The organism is Amycolatopsis pretoriensis, assembly GCF_900107925.1.
In the GTDB taxonomy this organism is placed as follows: Bacteria; Actinomycetota; Actinomycetes; order Mycobacteriales; family Pseudonocardiaceae; genus Amycolatopsis; species Amycolatopsis pretoriensis.
Map to the genome: position 1 here is coordinate 52094 of NZ_FNUJ01000016.1, position 23640 is coordinate 75733.

Below are 23640 nucleotides of genomic sequence, written 5' to 3' on the forward strand. Positions count from 1 at the left end.
CGACCTCCTTTGTCAGGACGAACCTTACAGTCGTAAGGCGGAGCCTGACAAGCTCAGGAAGTTCGACGTCCACTCGGCGAGCTCGGCCATCCGCGACGTCAGCTCTTCGATCTCGGCCCACCGCCGGTGCTCCCGTTCCAGGTCCGGCACGAGGAAGTCCTCGACAAGGAGCAGGAGGGTGGCAATCTCGTAGGCGACGTCGGCAAGCTGCAGAAAGGGCCGGTACTCGGGTTCTTCGCCGGCCCCGTTCCGCGCGGCCCAGTCCCGGGCGCCGAGCCCGGCGGAGCGACAGACGGACTCGATGTCGCGCCGGATCGCACCACGCCGGGAGTCGGGCCAACCTCCGGCCGGCGGGACGATGTTCCAGGCCACGGACAGCAGACAGCACCCGGCGTCATCCATTGAGTTGTGCTTCACGCAGGTACTCTGCTGAACCGCAGGCATAATCCCCGCGCTCCGACTCGCCAGGTCACCTCATCGTGTGCAGAACCGGCCCCTATCGAGCGAGCATCGGTACCGAAACGAAGTCCGCCAGCGCCTGCTGGCCCGCCGCGTTCGCGTGGATTCCGTCGCCGTTGTCGTACGCCGGGAGGATCGTGTTCGGCCTCAACGGGTCCTTCAACACCACGTCGAAGTCCACCACGCCGGAACACGTGCCGCCGCAGGAAGCCCAGCGGGACACGAACAGCCCGATCTCGTGACGCGCCAGGTTGGCCGCGTCGCTGTAGCCCGGCCGGGGCGTGCTCGGCGTTGCGTACACCGCGATCCCCGCCGCTCGCAGGCGCTGGAACACCGCTCGGTAGCTGTCCAGGATCGTTGCCGCGTCGCAGCCGTACGCGAGGTCGTTCGTTCCGTAGTAGTAGATCACCGACTTGACGCCGTGCAGGGCCAGGACGTCGCGGTCGAGGCGGCTTCCCGCGTCCAGCCCGGCCACCGATGGCGGCATCCCCGGGCACGTCGGGGCGCTCGTCGTGCCCGAGACACCCGCGTTCGCGACCGCCAGCGACGCCGGGACGAGGCGTCGGGCCAGGTCGTCCGTCCAGCGCTTGTCCGCACCCAGCTGGGTGCAGCCCGGGCCGCAGTTCGTGCTGCCGATCCCGTCCACCACCGAACTGCCGAACGGGACCACCGTGCCCTGCAACGACGCGTTGTGCACGTCGACCGCGCTGACCACGTACGTCGAACCGACCGTCGACGTGAACGCCGCGCCCGATGCGTCGGCCGTGTGGTCGCCCGCGCCGGCCGCCGTCACGTAGTTGTCCCGCAGGGCCGCGCCGTGGCGGCCGGGGACCGCCGTGCCCTCGACCGACATGCTCACGGCCAGGTTCGTGTCCGGCCTCGTCACCAGGCGGGTCTCGTCGCTCCACACCTCGCCGCCGGCCGGGATGGTGACCGACCGGCGGCCGGTGAACAGCAGGTCGCGCGCTCCCGGGACGTCGGCGCCGGACGTGCTGAGGCCGGCCGTGGCGTGCCCGATCGTCAGCGGACCGGTGCCGAACGTGTTCTGCAGCCGGACGCGTACCGCGTCGCCGCCCTGGCTCAGGTGGGTGATCATCCGCAGCGACTGGTTCGACACCGGGGCGTCGGCGTGGCCGTCCTGCGACTGCGCCCACGACGTGAACCAGGTGTGTCCCGTGCCGTCCGCTCCCGGCGCCGAAGCGACGACCAACGCGGAAATCGAGGCCAGTACAGCGATCCGATGGACTGCTCGCATCCGACCGATGGTAGGGAGCCGATCACCGGAGCGACAGGATTCTGTCCGATCTTGTCAGCGCCGGCCGAAGTGCAGTTCGATGGCGGGATCCGCGACGGCCAGGCGAAGTGGGAGCCGGCCGTCAACGCCAACCGCGTCGCCCTGCTGGCCGTCTGCACCGGGCTGATCGCCGCGACGCTCGGCACGCTCGCCGTGCTGCGGCGGCCGCCGTGGCCGGACCTGACCGGCCGCTGGGAGCGCTAAGCCGCCCCGCCGGCCAGCGCCACGACCCGCCCGAACGGGCCGTTGTAGTAGTTCTGGTCGCCCGGGAGGCCGCCGCCGCGGGCGAACTGCCAGATGCTCTGCTTGTCCCAGCCCGCGGGGAGCTCCCCCACCTCCGGGCCGTAGCGCGCGAGCCACAGCGGGTTGGTGTTCCCGAACCCGGACGCGTTACCCGTGCACTGCTTCCACCACGCCGTGCTCGTGTAGATCAGCGCGCTGCGCTTGACCTTCGCCAGGTACGTCCGGGTGAAGTCGGTGATCCACGCCGTCAGGTCGGCCTGGTTCTTGCCGTAGCAGACATCGCCGTAGGGGTTGTACTCGATGTCCAGCGCACCCGGGAGCGTCTTGCCGTCGGAGCGCCAGCCGCCGCCGTGGGCGATGAAGTACTCCGCCTGCTCCGCGCCACCCGAGATGTCGGGCCGGGCGAAGTGGTACGCGCCGCGGATCATGCCCGCGTTGTGCGCTCCGTCGTACTGCTGGCCGTACTGGGGGTTGACGAACCCGGTGCCCTCGGTCGCCTTGACGTAGGTGAACTTCGCGCCGCCCGCCGACGCGGCCGCCCAGTCGACGGCGCCCTGGTGTCCGCTGACGTCGTGCCCGAGCGTCTGGTCGGTCGTGTCGGCCCGGGCCGATCCCGGCACCACGCCCTCGTGCAACGCGATCTGCGTGCCCGCGAAGTTCGTGGCCGCGAGCGAGTAGTCCGGCGAAGCTTCCGCGGGGGCCGCCACGGCCACCGAGGCGAGCGCGGCCAAGGCGCCCGCCGCGGCGAGCCGGGGCCGCCACCGCTGTTCGTCGTGTCCGGCAACGGTTCGGCTCATCGGGGCTCCGATCTCGGTACTGGCACGTCCACAGCCCATGGTGCCTGCCCGTGTCGCTCCCCGCGAGCGATGTGTCACTCGATGTAGTGATCTATAGCTCGGTGGTGATGATCGCCTCGACCAGGACCTCCCCCACCGGGGTGAGTTCGACGACGCCGTCGTGCGGACGCAGCTCGACGAGCCCCCGCGCGGCCAGCGAACGGAACTTGCCCAGCCACGGTTCCGCGAACAGCGAACGCCCCGGGAACCGCGCCGCGTGCACGGAATCCCGCAGCGGCTGCAACGTCGTCAGCGCCATCTTCACCGCTCGCGCCTCCTGGGCTTCGGGGGTGAACCGGGTCGCCGAGCCCAGCGGAATCCGCCCGGCCGACACCGTTTCGACGTAGCGGCGGGAGTTGACGTCGGTGATCGCCTCGGACGCGCGGCAGCTCGACGACCCGCCCAGCCCGATCGCGACCTCGGGCTCCTGCTTGTCCTGGTCGACCATGATGGCCTTCCACTTCTCGGGGCCCAGGCCGGCGCGCGCGAAGTACATCGTCGGGTGCTCGGTGTAGCCCGCGGCGCGCAGGCCGCCGGTGAGCAGCTCGCGCATCTGGTACTGCTCGCCGAGCGTCGGCCAGCGGTGGCCGTCGCGCACCAGCTTGTCCCGGTACGCCGGCAGCTGCCATGCCGCCGGTTTCTCGCCGGTGACGCCGGTGCGGGTGTCGCTGTAGGACGCCAGGTGCAGCTTCGTGCACACGACCGCCGTGACCTCGTTCTCCAGCACGACGTCGAGGTCGCGGCGGACGCTGTCGAGGGCCTGGTCCAGCAGGCCGTACATGAGGTCGATGCTGACCCACTCGAAGTCCAGCGAACGCGCGTTGCGGACGAAGTCGACGCACATCTCCGCCGTGTGCTCGCGACCGCACAGCTCCAGGACGTGGTCGTCGAACGACTGGACACCGCTGGACAGCTTGGTGCACCCCAGTTCGCGCAGCAGCTCGAGCTTGGCCGGGGTGAACGTGCTCGGGTCGCCCTCGAACCGGATCGTCGTGTCGGCGGTGAACCCGAACTCCGAGCGGTAGAACTCCAGCAGGCGGCGGATCTCCGGCTCGGGCAGCAACGAGGGCGTGCCGCCGAAGACGTTGAACTCCCCCACCTCCGCGCCACGCAGGTTCGGCACGGCGTCGAGCCACAGCCGAGCCTCGGCGATGTTCAGGTCGACCCAGTGCTTGGCTTTCTCGTACTGCACTTCGGGTTTCCCCTTGACCAGCACCACCGGGTACTGGCAGAACCGGCAGCGATAAGCACAGGTGGGGATGTAGGACCAGAGGTGGATCGGACCCGAAGACGCCAGCTGGGCATCGAGGTCGCGCAGGAAGTCCGCCGGAGCACCGGGGACGTTGCCCGGGAACACGTGCGCCCCGAACGGATCCTCCTGCACGAAGTCCAGCAGGTGCCGGTTTTCCGGCGCCTCGAGGACGTCAAGCACCGCGGGCCGCGGCCACGCGGGGTCGAGCGCGTGCAGCGAGCCGATCGCCTCTTCGTAGGCGAGGGTCATCAGAACACCCCTCCGTTGCCGAAGTAGTTGTGAGCTTCTCCCGATTCGCGGTCTTCGCAGTAGTAGTGGACGAACTCGGCGAACCGCGCGGCCGGGACCTCCGCCAGGCACGGCGGAAGCGGCGGCGGGTGACCGATGTCCTCGCCGACGTGCCGGCGCAGGCACGCGAACAGCTCGTCGGCGAACTCGAAGTACAGCCGGTACGACGGCGTCTTGTAGGCGTGGATCGGCGTGAAGTCGACGACCCGCATCTCGTCGCGGATCTCGGCGATCCGCCGCGCGAGCCGGGACGCCAGATCGGCGCCGAAGAACGCGATGACGGCGTCGTCCTCCAGCAACCCCGGGGTCAGCAGCACCGGCAGGATCGTGTTCTTCGGCGTGAAGTCCTTGATGGAGAACTCCCACGCCTGCCGGGCCTCGGCTTCGGACAGGTCCGCGGCGACAGCCGGAGCCGACGGCCGGATGTCGCGCATGACGATGATGCCGTCGGAGCCGTAGGCGCGGCCCGCGATGACCTCGTCGATGGCGTGGTCGACGCGGCGCGGGTTGATCTCGACGCGGGAGCGTGGCGCGTACGTGATCGCGTCGCCGCCACTGGCGACCTTGATGCCGAAGTCCCAGTCGTCGGAGAGGTGGCTGACGAACTTCCCGTCCTGCAGCTGGTAGAAGATCTCGATGCCGCCGGCGCGCTCGTAGGCGTCGCGCTCGACGGCGAAGCCCTTGCCGTCCGGGAAGCCGCCGAACAGCGAAAACGTGACCGCGCGGCACCGCAGCGTCCGCTGGATCGCGTCCCACAGCCGTGGCCGCCCGGTGAAGTGCGCCGCGTTGTAGTAGTAGTCGCAGACGCCGATGGCCGCCTTGCTCGACTCCATCGCGGCGAACAGCTCGCTCAGCCAGTGCGGGTCGACGCGGCAGTCGGCGTCGGCCGACACGAGATAGAACCGCTCGGCGGGATCGGCGTCGGGCCGGTTGCGGCTGCGCGCCGCGGCGAAGTCCATGCCCGCCCGCCGCGCACACGACACGCCCTGCTCGGCTTCGGCGATCACGTGCAATGCCAGCTCCGGGTGAGCGGCCGCGAAAGCGCGCGCGACGGCGACGGTGTCGTCGGTCGAGTTGTTGTCCACCAGCACGACCTCGTAGCGGCTCCTGTCGAGTGGACCGCGCTGGTCGTGCAGAGTCTGCAGCACCTCCGGGAGGTTCGCGCCTTCGTTGTACACGGGCAGCACGACGGACAGCCGCGTGCCGGCGCCCATCGGTGGCGGGTACAGCCGGTCGACGAGGTCGGCGGCGACCTCCGTGCCGAAGTGCGCCTGCCCGAGTTCGGAGTTCGCCCGCACCACGTCCGCCCGTTTCCCTTCGTCGGTGATCAGCTCGGCCACTTCGCGGGCGAACGCCGCGTCCGGCAGGTCGCGGGTCCGGATGTCCAGCACCGGCGCCCGGAACCCCTTGCGGCCGTAGACGACGTCGTACAGCTCGTACCCGCTGGTGATGTACGGCGTCCCGGACGCGATCGCCTCGCTGACCGGGTTGCCGTAGCTCTCGTAGTCGTAGGAGGTCAGGAACGACACGACGGTCGCGTGCGCCAGGAGGTCCCGCACCGAGTAGCGGCCGGGGACGCTCGTGTCGTACGGCGTCAGCCAGCCCCCGAACACGACCCGGTCGCGGACACCGAGGTCTTCGGCCAGGCGTACCAGCCGCGCGTGCTCGGCGGGTGCCTCCGCGACGTCGCCGGCGACGAACAGCCACGTGCCCGGCAGCCGGACCAGCAGGTGCAGGTCCCGGTCGATGCGCTTCTGCGGGATGATCCGCGTGATCCGGGCCAGCAGCGGGACGTCCGCGGGGATGCCGTGGTCCCGCCGGAAACCCGCGTTGCGCTCGTCGACGCGTGCGGGCGCGATGGCGAACGCGTTGGGCAGGACGTCGATGTTCCGCAGGCCGGGAACCCACTCCCGGGTCTTCGCCAGCGCCTGCTCGTGCAGCGCGAAGTAGTGGATGTGCGGTGAATCCCGCGGTGCGGGGACGCCGGGGTACGGGAACCGGCCGTACTTGGCGATGCCCGGTTCGCTCTGCCACATCAGGTCGTGGTCGCGCCAGAACACGAACCGGCCGAGCCGGTGCCGGGTGCCGTACCGGCCGATCGCGCGGTAGAGCGCTTCGGTGTAGGCGATGTTCTCCGGCAGGGTGCCGTTCTCCACCATCACCAGCGTGACGCCGAGCCGCTCCCACGTGGCCACGATGCGCTCGGCCAGTTCGCCGGCGATCCGGTCGATCTCCGGACGCAGCGTCTCGTCACCGTGCTGGGCGACTTCGCGGAGGGTCCGGTCGACGAACTCGCGGTCGTAGCCGCGGATCCCGTCGACGCCTTCGACGCGGTCGAGGGTGACCCAGGAAGGCAGCAGCCCGGCTTCGTCGCGGTAGGGCCGGAAGAACGCACCCTTGTCGGGCCGGATGTCGTAGCCGAGGTCGAGGTGGACGCGGTGGCCGGGGAACCGGCGCGCCGTCTTGAGGAACTCGACCACGACCCCGGACAGCGCGGTGGCGTCGAAGGACACGCCCCAGAGGACTGACATCGATGTCGGACTCCCGTCTCGGCTTCGCCGTCACTTCCAGCGTACGGGCTGTGGCGGCGTGTGGCCGCGTGAGCAGAGAGCGCTTTCCCCCGCCACGTGGTGGTTGACCGCGGCGCACGCACGCCCCAGAGTGGCTCCATGAACCGGGCCCTCGGGGTGCTGACCTGCGGCGCCTTCCTCTCGATCGTGCTCGGGGTCTTCGGGTCCGGGGAGCCCGTGCTCTCCCTCGTGCTGGGCGCGGTCTTCGCCGTGCTCGCCACCGCGGGCTTCGGCTGGGTGCGCACCCGGGGCCACCGGACGTGGGCGGCCGCGTACGTCGGGGTCCAGCTGCCGCTGGCCTTCGTGACGTTCACGATCAACGCCGGGGTCGGGGCGACGCTGTTCCTCGTCGTGCTGGTCAGCCAGTGCGTGCTCCTGCGACTGCCGCTGCCGGTCGTCGCGCTGGTCATCGCCGTGGTGCCGCTGGTGCACCTCGGAATGTCGCTCGGTGAAGGGCTGCGGGAAGGGCTGGGCACGCTGGTTTCGGTGCTGTTCGCGGCCGTCATCACCGAGCTGCTCGTGCGTGAGCAACGCTCGCGCGGCGAACTCGCCGAAGCGCACGAGAAGCTGCGCGACTACGCGACGCAGGCCGAGCGGCTGGCGACGGCGCAGGAGCGCAACCGCGTCGCGCGCGACATCCACGACGGGCTCGGGCATTCGCTCACCGTCGTCCAGATGCAGGTCAAGGCCGCGCGGGCGGTGCTGCCGACCGATCCGGGCAAGGCCGACGAGGTCCTCGCGAAAGCGCAGGAGCAGGCGGAAAACGCGCTCGCCGAGGTGCGCCGCTCGGTCAAAGCGTTGCGTGAACCGCGCTCGACGCCGTTGCCGGACGCCCTCCGCGCGCTGGCCTCGGAAGCCGGCGTCCCGGCCGAGCTGACGATCGCCGGACCCGAACGGCCGCTGCCGGACGAGCACCGCGAAGCCCTGTTCCGGACCGCACAGGAGGGTCTGACGAACGTCCGCAAGCACGCGGCGGCCGCGCACGTCGACCTCCTGCTCGACTACGCCGACGCGTCCGTGCGGGTTTCGGTGCGGGACGACGGCGTCGGCACCGACGGCACCGCGTCCGGCTTCGGGCTGGTGGGGCTGCGGGAACGCGCCGAGCAGCTGGGTGGCAAGCTCGCCTTCACCTCGGCGCCCGGCGAGGGCAGCGCGCTGAGCATGGAGGTCCCGGGATGACGCCGGTCCGTGTCCTGCTCGTCGACGACCAGGCCCTGTTCCGCGAAGCCCTCGCCACGCTCCTGGCGACCCACGACGGCATCGACGTCGTCGGCGAAGCGGGCAACGGCGACGAAGCACTGACCCAGGTCGCCGCGATCGCCCCGGACGTCGTCCTGATGGACCTGCGCATGCCGGTCCTCGACGGCGTCTCCGCGACCCGGCGGCTGCGCGGCGAGCACCCCGGCGTCCAGGTCATCGCGCTGACCACGTTCGACGACGACGAAGACGTCTTCGCGGCGTTGCGCGCGGGCGCGGTCGGGTACCTGCTCAAGGACGTCTCGTCGGCGCGGCTGATCGAGGCCGTGCTGGCGGCCGCGCGCGGGGAGTCCGTGCTGCAGCCGTCGGTGGCCGCGAAGGTCGTCGCGCGGTTCGCGCAGCTGTCCGAACCGCCGCCCCAGGCTTTGGTGGCGCCGTTGTCGGAACGCGAGCAGGACGTCCTGCGCCTGCTCGCCGACGGCCGCAGCAACCGGGAGATCGCCGCGAAGCTGTTCCTCGCCGAGGGCACGGTGAAGAACCACGTGACGAACGTGCTGGGCAAGCTCGGCGCCCGCGACCGCACCCAAGCCGCCCTGCGGGCCCGGGACCTCGGGCTGCTCTGACAGCGGTCACATGACCCGGGTCATGACTTCCGGCACGTCCCCCGCGGGCCGGCACCCGGGATTCTCGTCCAGGACAAAACCTGGAGGGAACCCATGACCACCACCGCACCGGACCGGACCGCCACCCGCAAGCTCGCCCGGTTCACCGGCCACTACGTCGAAATGGTCGCCGCCATGCTGATCGGCATGGTCGCGCTGCACCCGCTGTGGCCGCCGGCCTGGCTGGAACGCGCGGACGTCGACGCGCTCGTCATGGCCACGAACATGACGGTCGCGATGACCGCGGCCATGCTGCTGCGCCGGCACTCATGGCCGCGGATCGCCGAGATGGCCGCCGCGATGTACCTGCCGTTCGTCGTGCTGCTCGTGCCGTTCTGGCTCGGCGCGATCTCGGGCGGCACGCTGATGATCGCCGGGCACGTCGTCATGTTCCCGCTGATGCTGGCCGCCATGGTGTGGCGCCGCACCGAGTACTGGCACTGACGTGAAGACCGTCTTGAAGTGGTTCGCCCTGGTCGTCGCCGTGCTCGCGGTTCCCGCCGGGGGCGCGGCCGTCTCCGCGCTGTCGGCGTTCGACGCCCTGTACTCCCCCGGTCCGGAGCGGCCGGTGCCCGCCGCGGCCCCGCCCGCGCACGACCCGGCCAAGCCGACCGCGGTGGTCGTCGTCGGCGACCGCGGGGCCGTCGTCTCCGACACCCTCGCGCCGTACGAGATCCTCGCCGCCACCGGCCGGTTCAACGTCTACACCGTCGCGCCGGAGCGCGAGCCGAAGCCGCTGACCGGCGGCCTCGACCTCGTGCCCGACCTGAGCTTCGCCGACCTCGCCGCCCGGCTCGGGCCGAAGGCGCCGGACCTCGTCGTCGTCCCGGCGCTGCCGGACGTCGGCGAGCCGAGCACCGAACCCGTCAAGCAGTGGCTGCGTACGCAGGCCGCGAACGGCGCGAAGCTGCTGAGCGTCTGCAACGGCGGTGGTGTCCTCGCCTCCGCCGGCCTGCTCGACGGCCGGCCCGCGACCGCGCACTGGCTCAAGCTCGAGGCCTTCGCCGCCGACTACCCGGCCGTGCGCTGGGTGCGCGGGCAGCGGTTCGTCGACGACGGCGACGTCGTCACCACCGCCGGGATCCTCTCCGGCGTCGACGGGACACTGCACTGGGTGGAACGGCTGGCGGGTCGCGAGGTGGCGGCCGACGCGGCGAAGGCGATCGGCTGGTCGCGGTACGGCACCACGGTCGGCGTGCACGCACCGGAGTCGACGCCGGACGCGGCGGCGATCGTCAACGCCGCCTTCCGCTGGAACCCGGACGAGATCGGCGTCCTGCTCGCGAACGGCGTCGGCGAGATCGAACTGGCGTCGGTGTTCGACACCGAGGGGCAGTCGCTGTCCTCGCGGACGCTGGCCGTGAGCACCGACGGCGCGCCGATCCGGTCACGGCACGGCCTGACGTTCCTGCCGCGGGCGGCGCTGGCCGGCGCCGACCTCGACCGCCTGATCGTGCCCGGGGCGACGCGCGGGGTCACCGGGGGTCCCGAACCCGAGTACGTCCACGACCGGCCCGGCTTCGCCTACGACACCGCGGTGAGCGCGCTCGCCCGCCGCACGGACGTCGCGACCGCGCGGTGGACCGCGAAGGTCCTGGAGCTGCCCACCGACGGCGTCGGCTTCGAAGGCCGGGCCTGGCCGTGGCTGCCGACGGCGGTGCCGATCGCCCTCATCCTGCTGGGCGCGGCCGCCATCGTCGTCGCGCGCCGGGTCAGGGCGCCCAGGGCTGCGCGACGACCCAGCTGACGTCGTCGTTGTACGACCCGGCGGCGTCCCACGTGTGGGCGCCGCTGGTGTCGGCGATGTAGAGCGTGTTGTTGTAGTGCCGCAGGTACTTGCCGGAGTAGTTGTACGAGCGGAACGACGAGCCCTGCCCGTTCTTCCCGGCGACCGGGCAGAACGTGGCGTCGGCGCGGAAGGCCGCGCTGCCGTCCATCGGCTGCCGGTAGACCTGGAAGTCGAAGTGGCGCAGGAAGTCCCCGGGGTAGTTGCGGGATTCGAAAGACACGCAGGAGGAACTGGCGAGCCCGCGCCGGACGATCCAGGTGGCGTCGTTCTTGTCCAAAGTGGAGCTGACGGGCGAGATCACCGCGTTGTCGTTCTGGTGGCGGATGTAGTCGCCCGTGCAGCACGCGGTGGTCGCGCGCACCGAGATCTCCGAGCCGGGGTTCAGCGTGCCGGTCGAGCCGGTCGGGCCGCCGTAACCGACCGAGACGACGTTCGCCTGGACCGCGTTGTCCGCCGCGTCGGTCGGCAGCCCGGCGGTCATCACTCCTTCGAAGAACGAGCCGATCGAGCCGTTGCTGTTGTCGCCGCCGGTGCCGAGGACGATCGCGCCTTCCTGGTGCATCGGCGAGTAGCCGGCCCGGGTCGGTTCGGGGCCCGAGTACGTCGTGCGCAGGCCGCCGGACTGGGCGTTGCCGTCCTTCAGCGCGAAGAAGTTCTGGCCGTTGTTCTTCAGCAGGGCGGTGACGAACGGCGCTGTGATCCCGGTGTTCGCGGTGTTCTGGCTGCCGCCGGCGCTGGACTGGAACAGCCCGTTCTCCAGGTCGGCCTGCACCCACGGACCCGCGCCGTGGCAGGGCTGGAACCAGCATTCGGTGCCGAAGTTGAGGGCGTCCATGTGGCCGTTGCCGGTGTCCTGGTTGTTCGTCTCGGCGTTGCCGTAGTCGAAGCAGCAGGCGCCGTTGACGTGCGTGCCGGAGGTGATCATGTACATCCCCTCGGGCTGCCCGTTCTTCGCGACGCCGGAGGTCGAGTTGTCGCGGTAGCCCATCCGGCCGGAGAACGAGGCGCCGTAGACCTGGTGGCCGCCCGCGGTCACCGGCAGGGCGTCCGCGGGGACGCCGGTGTCCTGGCCGCCCGCGCCGCCGGGACCTTCGATCGTCAGGTCGTTGTGCCGCGGGGACTGGTCGTAGATCTCGGTGATCAGGCAGGTCGTCCCGGCGCAGAAGGAGTCCTGGGCCGCGGCGTTGGCGTACCCGCCGGCCGCCAGCAGGCCGATGTTGGTCTTCGCGCCGTCCGAAGCTCGCTGGACCTGGTACAGCGCGCCGTTGTAGGTGCCGTAGAGGGCGCGGGTGGTGCTGTGCGCGGCGACGCACGGCGTGCCCGCGGCCCCGTAGATGTCGCACGGCAGCGAGGCCGCGGCCGAAGCCGTCGACGCCGTCGTGAGGCTCGCGGCCACAAGGGCGACGATCCCGGCCAGCACCCGCAGGATCCGGGTTCGATTGTTAGCGCTAACATTCCTGTCGTCTCGACGTTGAGACACAAAAGCCTCCAGAGCGGGACCAAATGATGTGAGCGTTACCAGCGAGCACTATGCAGCTCCGTCCCGGCTTTCGTCAACGCTCCGATTTGCCCGGAACGGCCCGCCGCCGCGCTGTAAAACGATTTAGGAAAGCCCGGCGCAGTCGAAGCGATTCACCACCCGTACGTCCCGGTGGAGTATTGCCAACGTGTGAGTTCGTGATTACAGTCACGTATCATGCTGATTTGAAACGTTTAAATATTGTCGCCCCATCCCCGCCGTAAGGGACCCGCATGCTGCCCTCGAAGCTTTGGCGCGCGACCACCACGACGCTCGCCGCGATCCTGGTCCTGTCCACCGCCTCGGTGCCCCCGGCGGGCGCCGCGCCGCCGGTGGACCTCGCCGGTGCGCACTGGATCTGGTACCCGGAAGGCGACCCCGCGAACTCCGCGCCGGCCGCGACCCGGTACTTCCGCACCACGTTCACCGCCCCCGCCGGCGCGGTCAGCGACGCCCGGTTCGTCGTCACCGGCGACGACACCGCCGACGTCTGGCTCAACGGCAAGCCCCTCGCCTCCTCGGCCCGCACCGCGGACTCGTGGCGCTCGGCGCTGTCGGTCGACCTCGCCCCCGCGCTGACGCCGGGCGCCAACACGCTCGCCGTCGCCGTCCGCAACTCCGGCGGCGCGGCCGGCCTGCTCGGGCGGCTGCGCGTGACCACCGCGTCGGGCACCACCGACCTCACCACCGGAGCCGGCTGGAAGAGCGCGACGACCGCGCCGGAGGGCTGGGAACAGCCCGGGTTCGCCGACGGGACCTGGGCCGCGGCCAAGGACCTCGGCACCTACGGCAGCGGCCCGTGGGGCACCCGCGTCGCCACGCCGAGCCCCTCGGCGCAGACGCCGCTCTCGATCGCGAGCGCGACGGTCGGGCAGCGCGTGAACCCGATCGGCGTCGACCAGCCGCGGTTCGGCTGGAAGCTCACGTCGGCGGCGGCCCAGCAACGGCAGTCCGCCTACGAAATCCTGGTTTCCACCGGTGGCAAAGACGTCTGGGACAGCGGCCGCGTCACCTCGGCGCAGCAGGCCGACGTCGCCTACGGCGGTCCCGCGCTCGGGTCGCTGACCGCGTACACCTGGAAAGTCCGCGTGTGGGACGGCCAAGGCCGGATGAGCGGCTGGAGCCCGGTGCAGCGCTTCGAAACGGCGTTGCGCGACCCGGCCGCCGAATGGACCGGCGCCTTCCTCGGCCGCGCCGCGGCGGGCCCGGACCTCGCCGGGGCGAACTGGGTCTGGTACCCGGAAGGTGACCCGATCGGCGGCGTGCCACCGGCCACCCGGTACTTCCGCAAGACCGTGGACCTCGCCGCCGCACCGGCGAAGGCGACGCTCGTGGTCACCGGCGACGACACCGCGACCGTGTGGGTCAACGGCACCCAGGTCAGCGACTCGGCGCGGGTCACCGACTCCTGGAAGACGGCCGCTGTCCTCGACGTCGGCGGCCTGCTGAGCGCCGGGGCGAACACCCTCGCGATCAGCACCGAGAACACTACCCAGAGCCCGGCCGGGATGATCGCCAAGCTGACCGTCCCCAGTGGACCGACGGTGGTGACCGACGGGTCGTGGAAGGCGAGCCAGACCGGCCCGGCCGGCTGGCAGCAGCGCGGGTTCGACGACAGCTCGTGGCCGACGGCGCGGGCCCTGACCGCGTACGGCACCGGGCCGTGGGGCGCGAACGTCGCCGTCAGCGCCCCCGCTCCCCTGCTGCGCAAGAGCTTCACGGTTTCGAAGCCGGTCGCGAGCGCGCGGCTGCTCACCACCGCACTGGGCCTGCAGGAGACGCACCTCAACGGCGCGAAGGTCGGCGACGAGGTCCTCGCTCCGGGATGGACGGACTACACCAAGCGCCTGCAGTACCGCGTTTCCGACGTCACCAAGCAGATTCGCACCGGGGAGAACGTCCTCGGCGCGCTGGTCGGCAACGGCTGGTACTCCGGGAGCATCGGCATCGCCGGCAGCCAGAAGTACGGCACCGAGCCGTGGTATTCGGCGCAGCTGAAGCTGACGTTCACCGACGGCACTTCGACGACGGTCGCGACGGACGGCACGTGGAAGGCCGGCGACGGTGCGATCCGCGCCGACGACCTCTACCAGGGCGAAACGTACGACGCCCGGCTCGCCACCGGCTGGGACCGGCCCGGGTTCGACGACCGCGGCTGGGCGGCACCTCGCGTCAAGTCCGGTGCGAAGCCGAACCTGGTGTCCCAAGTGGACAACGGCGTCACCGTGCAGCAGGAGTTCAAGCCGGTCGCGTGGACCCAGCCGAAGCCGGGGGTCTGGGTGGCCGACCTGGGCCAGAACTTCAGCGGCTGGAACCGGTTGTCCGTGACCGGCCCGGCCGGCACCACGGTCACCCTGCGCCACGCCGAAGTCCTCAACCCGGACGGCACGATCTACACGACGAACCTGCGCGCGGCGCAGGCGACCGACCGGTTCACCCTGGCGGGCACGGGCGGCGTCGAGACGTACGAGCCGCGCTTCACCGTGCACGGCTACCGGTACGTCGAGCTGACCGGCCTGCCGGCCGCCCCGACGGCCGCGACGTTGACCGGCCGGGCGATGTGGACCTCCGGCGCGCAGACCGGCACGTTCACCTCGTCCAACGCGCTGGTGAACCAGCTGCAGCACAACATCCTGTGGGGTGAGCGCTCGAACATGCTGTCCGTGCCGAGCGACTGCCCGCAGCGCGACGAGCGGCTCGGCTGGACCGGCGACATCGGGATCTTCGCCGGCACGTCGACGTTCAACCTCGACGTCGCGAACTTCCTCGGCAAGTTCAGCGACGACCTGGTCGACGCGCAGCACGACGACGGGTCGTTCACCGACGTCGCGCCGGGCGTGCTGAGCGGTTCGGGCACGGCGGGCTGGGGCGACGCGGGCGTCATCGTGCCCTACACCCTGTGGCAGCGCTACGGCGACACCGGCGTGATCGACGAGCACTTCGCGGCGATGGTGAAGTGGGTCGAGTACCTGCGCTCGACTTCGGGTGCGGACCTGATCCGCGACCACCAGACGTACGGGGACTGGCTCAACGTCAACGACAACACCGCGCAGGACCTGATCTCGACGGCGTTCTTCGCGTGGTCGTCCCGGCTGGTGTCCCGGATGGCGGCGGCCACCGGACACACCGCCGAAGCGGCGAAGTACGGGACGCTCGCCGACCAGATCGGGGCGGCGTTCACTTCCCGGTTCGTGAGCGCCGACGGCACGGTGGGTTCCGGCTCCCAGACGGGGTACGTCCTGGCGCTGGCATTCGGGTTGCTGCCGGATTCGCGGGTACAGCCGGCGGCGGACAAGCTGGCCGCCCGGGTGGCGGCGGCCGGCGGGCACCTGAGCGTCGGGTTCCTCGGCGTCGAGAACCTGCTGCCGGTGCTGGCCGCGCACGGCCACGCCGACGTCGCGTACCAGGTGCTGCTGCAGCCGGGCTTCCCCGGCTGGGGCTACATGATCGGCCACGGCGCGACGACCATCTGGGAGCGCTGGGACGGGATCAAGCCGGACGGTTCGTTCAACGACCCGGGCATGAACTCGTTCAACCACTACGGCCTCGGCTCGGTGGGCGACTTCCTGTACCGCTCGATAGGCGGGCTCTCGCCGGCCTCGCCGGGGTACGCGTCCCTGCTGGTGGCGCCGCGACCGGGCGGCGGGTTGACGTCGGCGAAGTCGGCGTACGAGACGCCGTACGGGTCCGCGGTCAGCGACTGGTCGATCTCGGGCGGAAAGCTGACGCTGCGGGTGACGGTTCCGGCCGGTTCGTCGGCGACGGTGCGGGTGCCGACGTCACAGCCGGGTTCGGTGGCCGCACCGCCGGAAGCGGTCCCGACCTCAGCGGGCTCGTACTTCGTGCCCGCGGGGTCGTACGTGTTCACCGCCTCGGCGTGAGGTGGGCCGGTGCCGTCACGGATGACGTGACGGCACCGGCCGCACCGCGAACTTCACGTGGAAGTTGTCCATGGTGGCCGGCAGCGGGCGGTCCGGGGCGAGGACCGGTCCGGAAACCTGCTCGAAATCCCGCCCCCGCACCAGGTTCGCCAGCATCGTGCTGGTGCAGAACTGGACCAGGTCGCGGCCCGGGCAGATCGCCGGGCCCGCGCTGAACGGCACCAGCGCCGGGTTCGCCCGCGCTCGGCCGTCCAGCCAGATGTCCGGCTCGAAGCGGTCGGCGTACGGCAGTTCCGCGTCGCGGTGGAAGAACGGCGTGTAGACCAGGACCGTCGTGCCCGCCGGGCCCCACGCCGTTTCCTCCGTCGTCTCGCGCAGGATCATCGGCGTCGTCGGCCACAGCCGGACCGCCTCCAGCACGCACGCGCGCAGGTAGCCCAGCTGCTGTGGTTCGGCCGGGTCGGCGTCCGGCAGCTCGGTGCGGGCCCGCTCGAGCGCCGCCGGGTGGGTGGCCAGCAGGGCCAGGGTCCGGAACGTCACCATGCCCGCCGCGTCGAACGCGAACAGCCAGTGCGCCACCTGGTCGACCGCCGTGCCGTCGCCGCCGGCCGACGCGATCGCCGCCGCCAAGCTGCCCGGCTCGGCGCGCCCCAGGTGCGAAGCCAGCCGCGCGTGGAAGCGCTCACGCAGCTGCTTGCGACGCGGGTGCAGGTACGCCCAGTTCGCGTCCAGCCGCAGCCGTCCCAGCAGGTCGATGAGCGTTTCGTCGTCGCGGGCACCCGGGCCGAGGACGACCGTGCGCACCAGCCGCCACCACGCGACGGCGAAGGCGTCCCACGTCAGCTCGGTTTCGCCGAGAAGAACAGCGGTTTCGTCCATGATCGCGCGGGCGAACGGCGTCGCGAGCTCGTGCAGCGGACGTCCGGGTTCGAGCACGGCTTCGGTGAACCGGCGCCGGGGACGGCGGTCGGCGGCGTCCGAGATCAGCAGGCCGTGGGGCTGGAAGTGCCCCAGCGCGGCCCGTTTCTCCACTGTGGACGGACTGAATGGCGTCGGTGCGCCGGTTAGCAGCGTGCCGACGTCCTCGGCGGACAGGACCAGCTCCACCGACCGGCCGGGTACGCGCAGCTTCAGCGGGCGGCCGTCGTACCGCTCCCGCAGGCGGGACAGGAGCTGGACGCCCGGGCGGTCGACCTGCAGTTTCCCGGCCAGTCCCAGCGCGGCGGGACGGCGTTTGATCACCCCGCCGGCCAGGGTGGGCAGCACCACTTCGGCCGCGACGCGCAGGGTCTCGGTGACCGAGGCGGTCACCGGCCGGGTCAAGTGGGTGGAGGTCATGGCGCCCGGTTACCCGAGCGGCCCACCCGGAAACACCGTCAGTGACGCAGCGCGAGGTTCAGCACGTCACCCGCGTGGTCCAGGCAGTCGGCGCAGATCACCGCGTCCCGGGCGGCGCAGTCGACCCGCAGCAGCGGACGCCGCAGGCCGAGGAACGTCCGCCGCTCCCGGCGGCCGCAGAACTCGCACACCGCGGCCAGCGGCGACGTCACCGCCGCCAGCACGTCCCCGCTCGGCGTCTCGCGGTCGGCGCCGTCGCGGATCACCTTCAACCCGGCGCGCACGCACTCCAGGCAGATCGGCCCGGCCTTGCCGGGGACCCGCGGGCCGCGCACCGAGCCGCAGAACCGGCAGGGCCGTCCGGCCCCGTTCGCCGCCGTCACGCCGCCTCCTCACCGGTTTCGCCGCCCGCACACCGGGAACCCCGGGCGCGACGTCACCTCCCGGCCACGCTACCCGCATCCGCACCGGGCGGGGGCATCGGCGAACCCGGCTCACGCTCGGCCGGGCCCGCGCGCACGGACCACCCGCCCGGGCGGCACCACGGCACGAGCGGGCTGGAGGAACGTTGTCGTCGTTGACCGTGCTGTTCGGGGTGGCCGGGCTGCTGGCCCTCGCCGCGGCGATCGTGCCGAAACTCGTCGCGAACCGGCCGTTTTCGGTGCCGCTGGTGATGCTGATCGCCGGGATCGTGCTGGGCCTGCTGCCGCTGCCCGAGCCCTACGGCAACGGCTGGAGCGATCCCGCCGCCCACCTGCACGGCGTCGAATCGTTCACCCAGCTGGGTATTCTCGTCGCCCTCGCCGGCGCGGGCCTGTCCGTGGACCGGAAGTTCGGCCTGAAACGCTGGGGGTCGACGTGGCGGCTGCTCGCGCTGACCATGCCGCTGTCGATCCTGGCGATCGCCGCGCTCGGGTACTGGTGGCTGGCGCTCGCGCCCGGCGTGGCGCTGCTGCTGGCCGCGGCCCTGGCGCCGACCGACCCGGTGCTCGCGGGCGACATCGGCGTGCCGCACCCCGACGTCGAGCCGGAACTGGCCCGCGACAACGAGATCCGCTTCACGCTGACCACCGAGGCGGGGCTCAACGACGGGCTGGCCATGCCGTTCGTCCTGCTCGGGCTGGCGATGGCGGGCAGCCGACCGAACCTCGCCGTCTCCTGGGTGCTCGTCGACCTGCTGCTGCCGGTCGTGACCGGTGTCGTGGTCGGGCTGATCGTGGGGCGCGGGCTCGGCTGGGCGATCTTCCGGACGTCGTCGGACCGCCTGCGGCTCGCGGAATACGGTGACGGGCTGGTCCTGCTGGCCCTGGCCTTCCTGCCGTACGCGCTCTCGGAATTCGCCCACGGCAACGGGTTCGTCGCCGTGTTCACCGCCGCGGTCTGCGTGCGCAAGCAGGAGCGGGAGCACGAGTACCACGGTGTCCTGCACGCGTTCGGCCACCAGCTGGAACGGCTCTTCGTGCCGCTCGCCCTGCTCGGCCTGGGCCTGGCCATCGGCGACGGGCTGCTGACCGGCCTCCGGCCCCTCGAAGTCGTCATCGCCGTGGTCGCCGTGCTCGTGGTGCGGCCCGTCGTCGGCTGGGTTTCGCTGCTCGGGTCCTCGGCCGGGCGGCCGGCGTCGCTGGCCATCGCGTTCTTCGGCGTCCGCGGCATCGGCACGCTCTTCTACCTCGCCTACGCGCTCGACCGGCTGCCGATCGCGCAGCAGGGCGTCCTGTGGCGAGTGGGCGCGCTCGCCGTGGCCGTGTCGGTGCTGGTCCACGGCATCCTCGCCGAGCCCGCCATCCAGCGGATCGAGCGGATGGGCGGCCACCTGCCCGCCCACTGAGCCCGGTTGGCGGCCGCGGGCACGGGGTACCCGGCCGACGTGATTCGCGAGGTGCTGCCGTGGTGGCTCGGCCTGACGGGCCTGTGGGTCCTCACGCTGTCGACGCCGTCGTGGCCGGAAATCGTGGTCGCGGCCGTGGCCGCCGTGCCGTGCGCGTTCGCCGCCCGCGCCGCGCGCCAGGCGGTCGGCGGGTCGTGGCGGCCCCGGGTCAGCTGGCTGCGGTGGCTGCTCGCGATCCCCGCGACGGCGGTCCTGGAATCCGGCCGGACGCTGGTCAAGGTCGTGCGGCACCCGCGGGCGGGCCGGTTCGACACGGTCGGGCTGCCGGCCGAACCCGACGCCGTCCACCAGGCCCGGGCGGCCTGCGCGGCCGCCGTCGTCGGCTGCACACCCGGGACGATGGTCGTCGCCACTCCCGAAAACCCCTCAGCCGAGCGCGAACTCGTAGTCCACCGGCTGCTCGAGGGTGACTCGCGCGTGCTGGACGAGGTGCGGCGGTGACCGGCTGGCTGGTCGCCGCGGTGCTGCTCATGGCGGGCGGCCTCGGCCCGGCGCTCTGGCTGGCCGCGCGCGGGGACGCCATCGGGCGCCTCGCCGGCCTCCAGCTCGCCGGCCCGGTCACCGTGCTCACGCTGCTCCTGCTGGTGCAGGCCTACGGCCCGTCGAGCGCGGTGATCCTGCCGCTGGTGCTGACGGTCCTGGCGTTCGCGGGCACGCTGCTGTTCATCCGGCTGCTGGGGACGACGGAATGACGGTCGTCGCGCAGGTGCTCGTCTTCGCCGGGGTCGCCGTCGTCGTGGTCTCGGCGCTGGCGATGCTGCGGGCCCGGACGCTGCTCAACCGGCTGCACCTGCTCGCCCCGGTGACGACGCTGGGCGCGCCGCTCATCGGCCTCGGGCTGGCGCTGGCCACCGGGTGGAACCTCGGGTCGGGCGCCATCCTGCTCACCGTCGTGCTGCTCGCGGTGACCGGCCCGGTGCTGCAGTCCGCCGCCGGCCGCGTCGAGGCGCAGCGGCGGGGCGCGATCGACGAGGACCTGCCGTCGTGACGACGGTCGTGCTGCTCGTCGCCCTCGCGTTCGTCGCCGTCTCGGGGTTCGCGGTGGTGGCCACCCCGGACCCGCGGCGGCAGGCGATCACGTTGTCGCTGTTCAGCCTGTGCCTGACGCTGCTGTTCGTGGCGCTGCAGGCCCCGGACGTCGCGCTTTCGGAGCTGGCCATCGGGTCGGCCGTGGTGCCGCTGCTGGTGCTGCTCACCATCCGGAAGGTGGGCGGGCGATGACGCTGCGAGCGCGGACGTGGCTGTGCGCGGCCGGCGCGCTCGGCGTCGCCGTCCTGCTCGTGACGGCGTTCCTGCGGATGCCCGCGTTCGGCGGCGACCTGCACGTCTACCGGGACCTCGCGCTGCCCGCGGCGATCGCGCGGGTGACGCCGAACATCGTGTCGTCGATCAACTTCGACCTGCGCGCGCTCGACACCCTGGGCGAGGAGACCATCGTCGCCGCCGCGGTCGTCGGCACGCTGTCGCTGCTGCAACCGTCCAAAGAGGAACGCCGGCGGATCGAACCGCAGCGCGGGTACGTCATGCCGGTGGTCAAGCTGGCCGGCTACCTCCTGCTGCCAGTGACCCTGCTGCTCGGCCTCGACGTCGTCGCGCACGGCCACCTCACCCCGGGCGGCGGCTTCCAGGGCGGGGTCGTGCTGGCCACCGGCTGGCACCTGCTCTACATCTCCGGCAGCTACCCGGCGCTCGCACGGCTGCGCCCGATCGACTGGTGCGAGTACGCGGAGGCGGCGGCGACCGGCCTGTACGTCGTCACCGGGCTCGCCGGCCTGGTCGCCGGCGGCGCGTTCCTGGCCAACGTCCTGCCGAAGGGCGAGTTCGGCTCGCTGCTGTCGGCGGGCACGGTGCCGGTGCTGAGCGTGTTGGTCGGGATCGAGGTCGCCGCCGGGCTCGTCGTGCTGCTGGCCCAGTTCCTCGGCCAGGGCCTGATCCCGGAGGAGGACGCGTGATCGGGATGGCCTGCTACGGCGTGGCCGGGTGGCTGCTGCTGATCGGCGCCGTCGGGATCGTGCGCAGCCGGCACCTCGTGCACACGGTCGTCTCCCTTTCGGTGGCGCAGGCCGGGACGTACGTGCTGCTGCTCGGGATCGGCTACCAGGACCGGGCGGGCGCGCCGATCGTGGTCGAAGACCAGCGCCGGCCGGTGGTCGACCCGATGGTGCAGGCGATGACGCTGACCGACATCGTCGTGTCGGCGACGATCACCGCGCTGCTGCTCGGCCTGACCATCCAGATCTCGAAGCGGCACGGGACGGTCGATCCCGACGAGCTGCGCGCGTTGCGCGGCTGAAGCGATGTCCGCGCTGCCGTCCCTCGTCGTCGCCTTGCCGCTGCTGGCCGCGTGCGTGCTGCTCGGCCTCGGAGTCAAGCTGCCGCGGGTGGTCGCCGACGGCTTCGCGACCGCGGCGGCGCTGACCGCCACGGTGCTGACCGCCGTGCTGCTCGCCGCCGTCCAGCACGGCCGGGTGGTGGTCTGGCTGGGCGGGCACCGGCCGGACGGCGCCCGCTCGCTCGGCATCGTCCTGGCCGCCGACGGGCTCAACACGACGCTGGCGCTGCTGGCGTCGTTCCTGACGACGTGCGCGCTCGTCTACAGCTGGCGCTACTTCGAGGCGGTCGAAGCCCGCTACCACGCGATGATGCTGCTGTTCCTCACCGGCATGCTGGGCTTCCTGCTCACCGGGGACCTGTTCACCCTGTTCGTGTTCTTCGAGCTGATGAGCGGCGTCGCCTACGCGCTGACCGGGTACCGCGTCGAGGAGGCCGACTCCGTCCAAGGCGCGTTGAACTTCGGTGTGGTGAACTCCCTCGGCGCGTACTTCACGCTGATGGGCATCGGCCTGCTGTACGCCCGCGGCGGGCAGCTCGGGCTGGCGCAGCTCGGCGTCGCCCTCGACGGCAAGCCCGCGGACGCGCTGGTGCTCGCCGCGTTCGTGCTCGTCTGCACCGGCCTGCTGGTGAAGGCGGCCGCGGTGCCGTTCCACTTCTGGCTCGCCGACGCGCACGCGGTCGCGCCGACGCCGGTGTGCGTGCTCTTCTCCGGCGTCATGGTCGAACTGGGGGCCTACGGCGTGCTGCGCGTGCGGCGCACGGTGTTCGGCGGCGTGCTCGACGACGGCGCGTTCGCGCGCGTGCTGCTGGTGCTGGGGATCGCCAGCGCGGTGCTCGGGGCCGTCCTGTGCTTAACCCAGCGGCACCTGAAACGGCTGCTGGCCTACTCGACGATCGCGCACACCGGGTTGTTCCTCTGTGGACTGGCCGCCGCGGACGGCGCGGCGAGCACCGGGTTCCTGCTGGCGGTGGCCGGGCACGCGGGCGCCAAGGCGGCGTTGTTCCTGCTGGTCGGGGTGCTGAAGGACCGTTACGGCAGCGTCGACGAGGACGAGCTGTTCGGCAAGTGCGGGCACTCGCGGCTCGAGGGCGGCCTCTTCCTGCTCGCCGGCCTGGTCCTGGCCGGGTTGCCGCCGTTCGGCATCGCGTTCGGCAAGGACGTCGCCGAGCACGCGCTCGAGAAGACCGGCTACGGCTGGCTGGTGGCGGTGTTCGTCCTCGTCACCGCCGTGACGGCGGGCGCGGTGCTGCGCGCCGGGCTGGGTGTCTACTTCGGACGCGGCCGGCCCCCGCGCCGCGACGACGGCGACCGCACCCCGGGCACCGACGAGGAACCCGAGACGGGCCGCCGCATGGAACGCACCCCGGCGCCGATGACCGGCGCGATCGTCGCGGTGCTGGCCGCGGGACTCGCGGTCCCCTGGCTGCGCGACGTGGCCGTGACGGCCGGGCGGCAGGAGGCGGACCGCGACGGGTACGTGCACGACGTCCTGCCCGCGGTCGGCTCGCCCGGGTCGCTGCCGCCGGTGACGGCCGAATGGACGTCGTCCGGCCTGCTGTTCGGGGGCATCACGGTGCTGCTGGCCCTGGGCATCGCCGCCGCGGCCCTCTGGCCCCACCGGCTCCCGTCGTGGCCCCGGCCGGTCCGCACGGCGCTCGATGCGCTGCACCGAGGGCATTCAGGGCACGTCGGGGACTACGTCGCGTGGGTGCTGGTGGGCGTGACGGCCCTCACGGCACTCGTCTGGCTGTGACGATGTGTACGCGCGCCGCGAGTGGGTATTTCTACGTCAAGGCCCTTTTGGCGACTGGCCGATCCGGAAATGTCGCCGCGACGGAAGGTGCACTCCCATGAACGACAAGTTCGAGAACAAGGGCGAAGAGCTCAAGGGCCGGGCGAAGGAAGCCGTCGGCGACGCCACGGGCAACGAGCAGTGGCAGGCCGAGGGCAAGGCCGACCAGGCCAAGGGTTCGCTCAAGCAGGCCGGCGAGAAGATCAAGGACGCCGTCAAGGGTGTCAAGGACAAGGACTGACCTCGTAGTCCTGCCGCTGCCGCACCCCGGTTCGCCGGGGTGCGGCAGTTCTCGTT

The 23640-nt window shown here is 71.8% G+C and carries 23 protein-coding genes; 15 read left to right on the forward strand and 8 right to left on the reverse strand.

The window, feature by feature from the left end; genetic code table 11:
• Positions 1-24: 24 nt before the first annotated feature.
• Positions 25-417: a hypothetical protein gene (locus BLV96_RS45610; protein WP_086675253.1), complete on the reverse strand. Its 393-nt coding sequence runs from the start codon at positions 415-417 to the stop codon at positions 25-27.
• A 79-nt stretch (positions 418-496) separates the two neighbouring features.
• Entirely contained in the window at positions 497-1714 is a 1218-nt protein-coding gene (locus BLV96_RS45615) for a GDSL-type esterase/lipase family protein (protein WP_086675243.1), read from the reverse strand.
• A gap of 51 nt (positions 1715-1765) precedes the next feature.
• On the opposite strand from BLV96_RS45615, the gene BLV96_RS49495 reads away from it, so the two are divergent.
• Complete coding sequence (locus BLV96_RS49495; RefSeq protein WP_143051139.1) at positions 1766-1957, forward strand: hypothetical protein; 192 nt, start codon at positions 1766-1768, stop codon at positions 1955-1957.
• Here the strand turns inward: BLV96_RS49495 and BLV96_RS45620 are convergent.
• The 3 genes from BLV96_RS45620 to BLV96_RS45630 form a co-directional block, all read right to left on the reverse strand.
• On the reverse strand, positions 1954-2793 hold the full coding sequence (locus BLV96_RS45620) for a lysozyme (protein ID WP_086675242.1): 840 nt from the start codon (positions 2791-2793) through the stop codon (positions 1954-1956). The two genes, BLV96_RS49495 and BLV96_RS45620, sit on opposite strands and share 4 nt — an antisense overlap.
• 91 nt (positions 2794-2884) lie before the next feature.
• Positions 2885-4333, reverse strand: coding sequence for a radical SAM protein (locus tag BLV96_RS45625; RefSeq protein ID WP_086675241.1), 1449 nt, complete (start codon positions 4331-4333; stop codon positions 2885-2887).
• Entirely contained in the window at positions 4333-6903 is a 2571-nt protein-coding gene (locus BLV96_RS45630; RefSeq protein WP_091390407.1) for a glycosyltransferase, read from the reverse strand. Before BLV96_RS45630 ends, BLV96_RS45625 begins: the two co-directional genes overlap by 1 nt.
• 138 nt (positions 6904-7041) lie before the next feature.
• On the opposite strand from BLV96_RS45630, the gene BLV96_RS45635 reads away from it, so the two are divergent.
• The 4 genes from BLV96_RS45635 (at position 7042) to BLV96_RS45650 (ending at position 10548) form a co-directional block, all read left to right on the forward strand.
• Entirely contained in the window at positions 7042-8121 is a 1080-nt protein-coding gene (locus BLV96_RS45635) for a sensor histidine kinase (protein ID WP_086675487.1), read from the forward strand.
• Entirely contained in the window at positions 8118-8762 is a 645-nt protein-coding gene (locus BLV96_RS45640) for a response regulator (RefSeq protein ID WP_086675486.1), read from the forward strand. The genes BLV96_RS45635 and BLV96_RS45640 overlap by 4 nt, the downstream gene beginning before the upstream one ends.
• A 93-nt stretch (positions 8763-8855) precedes the next feature.
• Positions 8856-9245 carry a hypothetical protein gene (locus BLV96_RS45645; RefSeq protein ID WP_086675485.1) on the forward strand — a complete coding sequence of 130 codons (390 nt, stop codon included), beginning with the start codon at positions 8856-8858 and terminating at the stop codon, positions 9243-9245.
• Between the two features lies 1 nt (position 9246).
• Positions 9247-10548, forward strand: a complete 1302-nt coding sequence (locus BLV96_RS45650) for a DJ-1/PfpI family protein (protein WP_086675484.1) — start codon at positions 9247-9249, stop codon at positions 10546-10548.
• Here the strand turns inward: BLV96_RS45650 and BLV96_RS45655 are convergent.
• Positions 10514-11986, reverse strand: coding sequence for an alpha-L-arabinofuranosidase B (locus tag BLV96_RS45655; RefSeq protein WP_244180963.1), 1473 nt, complete (start codon positions 11984-11986; stop codon positions 10514-10516). The genes BLV96_RS45650 and BLV96_RS45655 overlap by 35 nt on opposite strands.
• 356 nt (positions 11987-12342) lie before the next feature.
• Here BLV96_RS45655 and BLV96_RS45660 point away from each other — a divergent pair, with 356 nt between their 5' ends.
• Entirely contained in the window at positions 12343-15990 is a 3648-nt protein-coding gene (locus BLV96_RS45660; protein WP_086675483.1) for a family 78 glycoside hydrolase catalytic domain, read from the forward strand.
• A 15-nt stretch (positions 15991-16005) separates the two neighbouring features.
• Here the strand turns inward: BLV96_RS45660 and BLV96_RS45665 are convergent, their stop codons facing one another.
• Positions 16006-17328: a cytochrome P450 gene (locus BLV96_RS45665; RefSeq protein ID WP_086675482.1), complete on the reverse strand. Its 1323-nt coding sequence runs from the start codon at positions 17326-17328 to the stop codon at positions 16006-16008.
• A 38-nt stretch (positions 17329-17366) separates the two neighbouring features.
• Positions 17367-17711 (reverse strand): hypothetical protein, encoded by a 345-nt coding sequence (locus BLV96_RS45670; RefSeq protein WP_086675481.1) that lies wholly within the window; start codon positions 17709-17711, stop codon positions 17367-17369.
• Positions 17712-17896: 185 nt separating this feature from the next.
• On the opposite strand from BLV96_RS45670, the gene BLV96_RS45675 reads away from it, so the two are divergent.
• The 9 genes from BLV96_RS45675 (at position 17897) to BLV96_RS45715 (ending at position 23584) form a co-directional block, all read left to right on the forward strand.
• Positions 17897-19156 carry a cation:proton antiporter domain-containing protein gene (locus tag BLV96_RS45675; RefSeq protein WP_086675480.1) on the forward strand — a complete coding sequence of 420 codons (1260 nt, stop codon included), beginning with the start codon at positions 17897-17899 and terminating at the stop codon, positions 19154-19156.
• 39 nt (positions 19157-19195) lie between these two features.
• Positions 19196-19657, forward strand: a complete 462-nt coding sequence (locus BLV96_RS45680; protein WP_158104125.1) for a Na+/H+ antiporter subunit E — start codon at positions 19196-19198, stop codon at positions 19655-19657.
• On the forward strand, positions 19654-19908 hold the full coding sequence (locus BLV96_RS45685) for a hypothetical protein (protein ID WP_086675478.1): 255 nt from the start codon (positions 19654-19656) through the stop codon (positions 19906-19908). The genes BLV96_RS45680 and BLV96_RS45685 overlap by 4 nt, the downstream gene beginning before the upstream one ends.
• A complete protein-coding gene (locus tag BLV96_RS45690; RefSeq protein ID WP_086675477.1) occupies positions 19905-20204 on the forward strand; it encodes a monovalent cation/H(+) antiporter subunit G in 300 nt (99 codons plus the stop codon). The genes BLV96_RS45685 and BLV96_RS45690 overlap by 4 nt, the downstream gene beginning before the upstream one ends.
• Positions 20201-20437: a Na(+)/H(+) antiporter subunit B gene (locus BLV96_RS45695; protein ID WP_086675476.1), complete on the forward strand. Its 237-nt coding sequence runs from the start codon at positions 20201-20203 to the stop codon at positions 20435-20437. Before BLV96_RS45690 ends, BLV96_RS45695 begins: the two co-directional genes overlap by 4 nt.
• Positions 20434-21168: an MnhB domain-containing protein gene (locus BLV96_RS45700; protein ID WP_086675475.1), complete on the forward strand. Its 735-nt coding sequence runs from the start codon at positions 20434-20436 to the stop codon at positions 21166-21168. The genes BLV96_RS45695 and BLV96_RS45700 overlap by 4 nt, the downstream gene beginning before the upstream one ends.
• Before the next feature lie 5 nt (positions 21169-21173).
• Positions 21174-21509 (forward strand): sodium:proton antiporter, encoded by a 336-nt coding sequence (locus tag BLV96_RS45705; protein WP_086675489.1) that lies wholly within the window; start codon positions 21174-21176, stop codon positions 21507-21509.
• 4 nt (positions 21510-21513) lie between these two features.
• Positions 21514-23304 carry a complex I subunit 5 family protein gene (locus tag BLV96_RS45710; protein WP_086675474.1) on the forward strand — a complete coding sequence of 597 codons (1791 nt, stop codon included), beginning with the start codon at positions 21514-21516 and terminating at the stop codon, positions 23302-23304.
• A 97-nt stretch (positions 23305-23401) separates the two neighbouring features.
• Positions 23402-23584 (forward strand): CsbD family protein, encoded by a 183-nt coding sequence (locus BLV96_RS45715; protein WP_086675473.1) that lies wholly within the window; start codon positions 23402-23404, stop codon positions 23582-23584.
• The last annotated feature ends 56 nt before the right edge of the window (positions 23585-23640 follow it).

Excerpts from the sequence above, each read along its gene's own strand:
- BLV96_RS45710 (WP_086675474.1), top strand. The coding sequence starts at position 21,514 with ATGTCCGCGCTGCCGTCCCTCGTCGTCGCCTTGCCGCTGCTGGCCGCG.
- BLV96_RS45635 (WP_086675487.1), top strand. The coding sequence starts at position 7,042 with ATGAACCGGGCCCTCGGGGTGCTGACCTGCGGCGCCTTCCTCTCGATC.
- BLV96_RS45715 (WP_086675473.1), top strand. The coding sequence starts at position 23,402 with ATGAACGACAAGTTCGAGAACAAGGGCGAAGAGCTCAAGGGCCGGGCG.
- BLV96_RS45660 (WP_086675483.1), top strand. The coding sequence starts at position 12,343 with ATGCTGCCCTCGAAGCTTTGGCGCGCGACCACCACGACGCTCGCCGCG.
- BLV96_RS45705 (WP_086675489.1), top strand. The coding sequence starts at position 21,174 with ATGGCCTGCTACGGCGTGGCCGGGTGGCTGCTGCTGATCGGCGCCGTC.
- BLV96_RS45625 (WP_086675241.1), bottom strand. The coding sequence starts at position 4,333 with ATGACCCTCGCCTACGAAGAGGCGATCGGCTCGCTGCACGCGCTCGAC.
- BLV96_RS45690 (WP_086675477.1), top strand. The coding sequence starts at position 19,905 with ATGACGGTCGTCGCGCAGGTGCTCGTCTTCGCCGGGGTCGCCGTCGTC.
- BLV96_RS45700 (WP_086675475.1), top strand. The coding sequence starts at position 20,434 with ATGACGCTGCGAGCGCGGACGTGGCTGTGCGCGGCCGGCGCGCTCGGC.
- BLV96_RS45620 (WP_086675242.1), bottom strand. The coding sequence starts at position 2,793 with ATGAGCCGAACCGTTGCCGGACACGACGAACAGCGGTGGCGGCCCCGG.
- BLV96_RS45640 (WP_086675486.1), top strand. The coding sequence starts at position 8,118 with ATGACGCCGGTCCGTGTCCTGCTCGTCGACGACCAGGCCCTGTTCCGC.
- BLV96_RS45665 (WP_086675482.1), bottom strand. The coding sequence starts at position 17,328 with ATGACCTCCACCCACTTGACCCGGCCGGTGACCGCCTCGGTCACCGAG.
- BLV96_RS45645 (WP_086675485.1), top strand. The coding sequence starts at position 8,856 with ATGACCACCACCGCACCGGACCGGACCGCCACCCGCAAGCTCGCCCGG.
- BLV96_RS45630 (WP_091390407.1), bottom strand. The coding sequence starts at position 6,903 with ATGTCAGTCCTCTGGGGCGTGTCCTTCGACGCCACCGCGCTGTCCGGG.
- BLV96_RS45615 (WP_086675243.1), bottom strand. The coding sequence starts at position 1,714 with ATGCGAGCAGTCCATCGGATCGCTGTACTGGCCTCGATTTCCGCGTTG.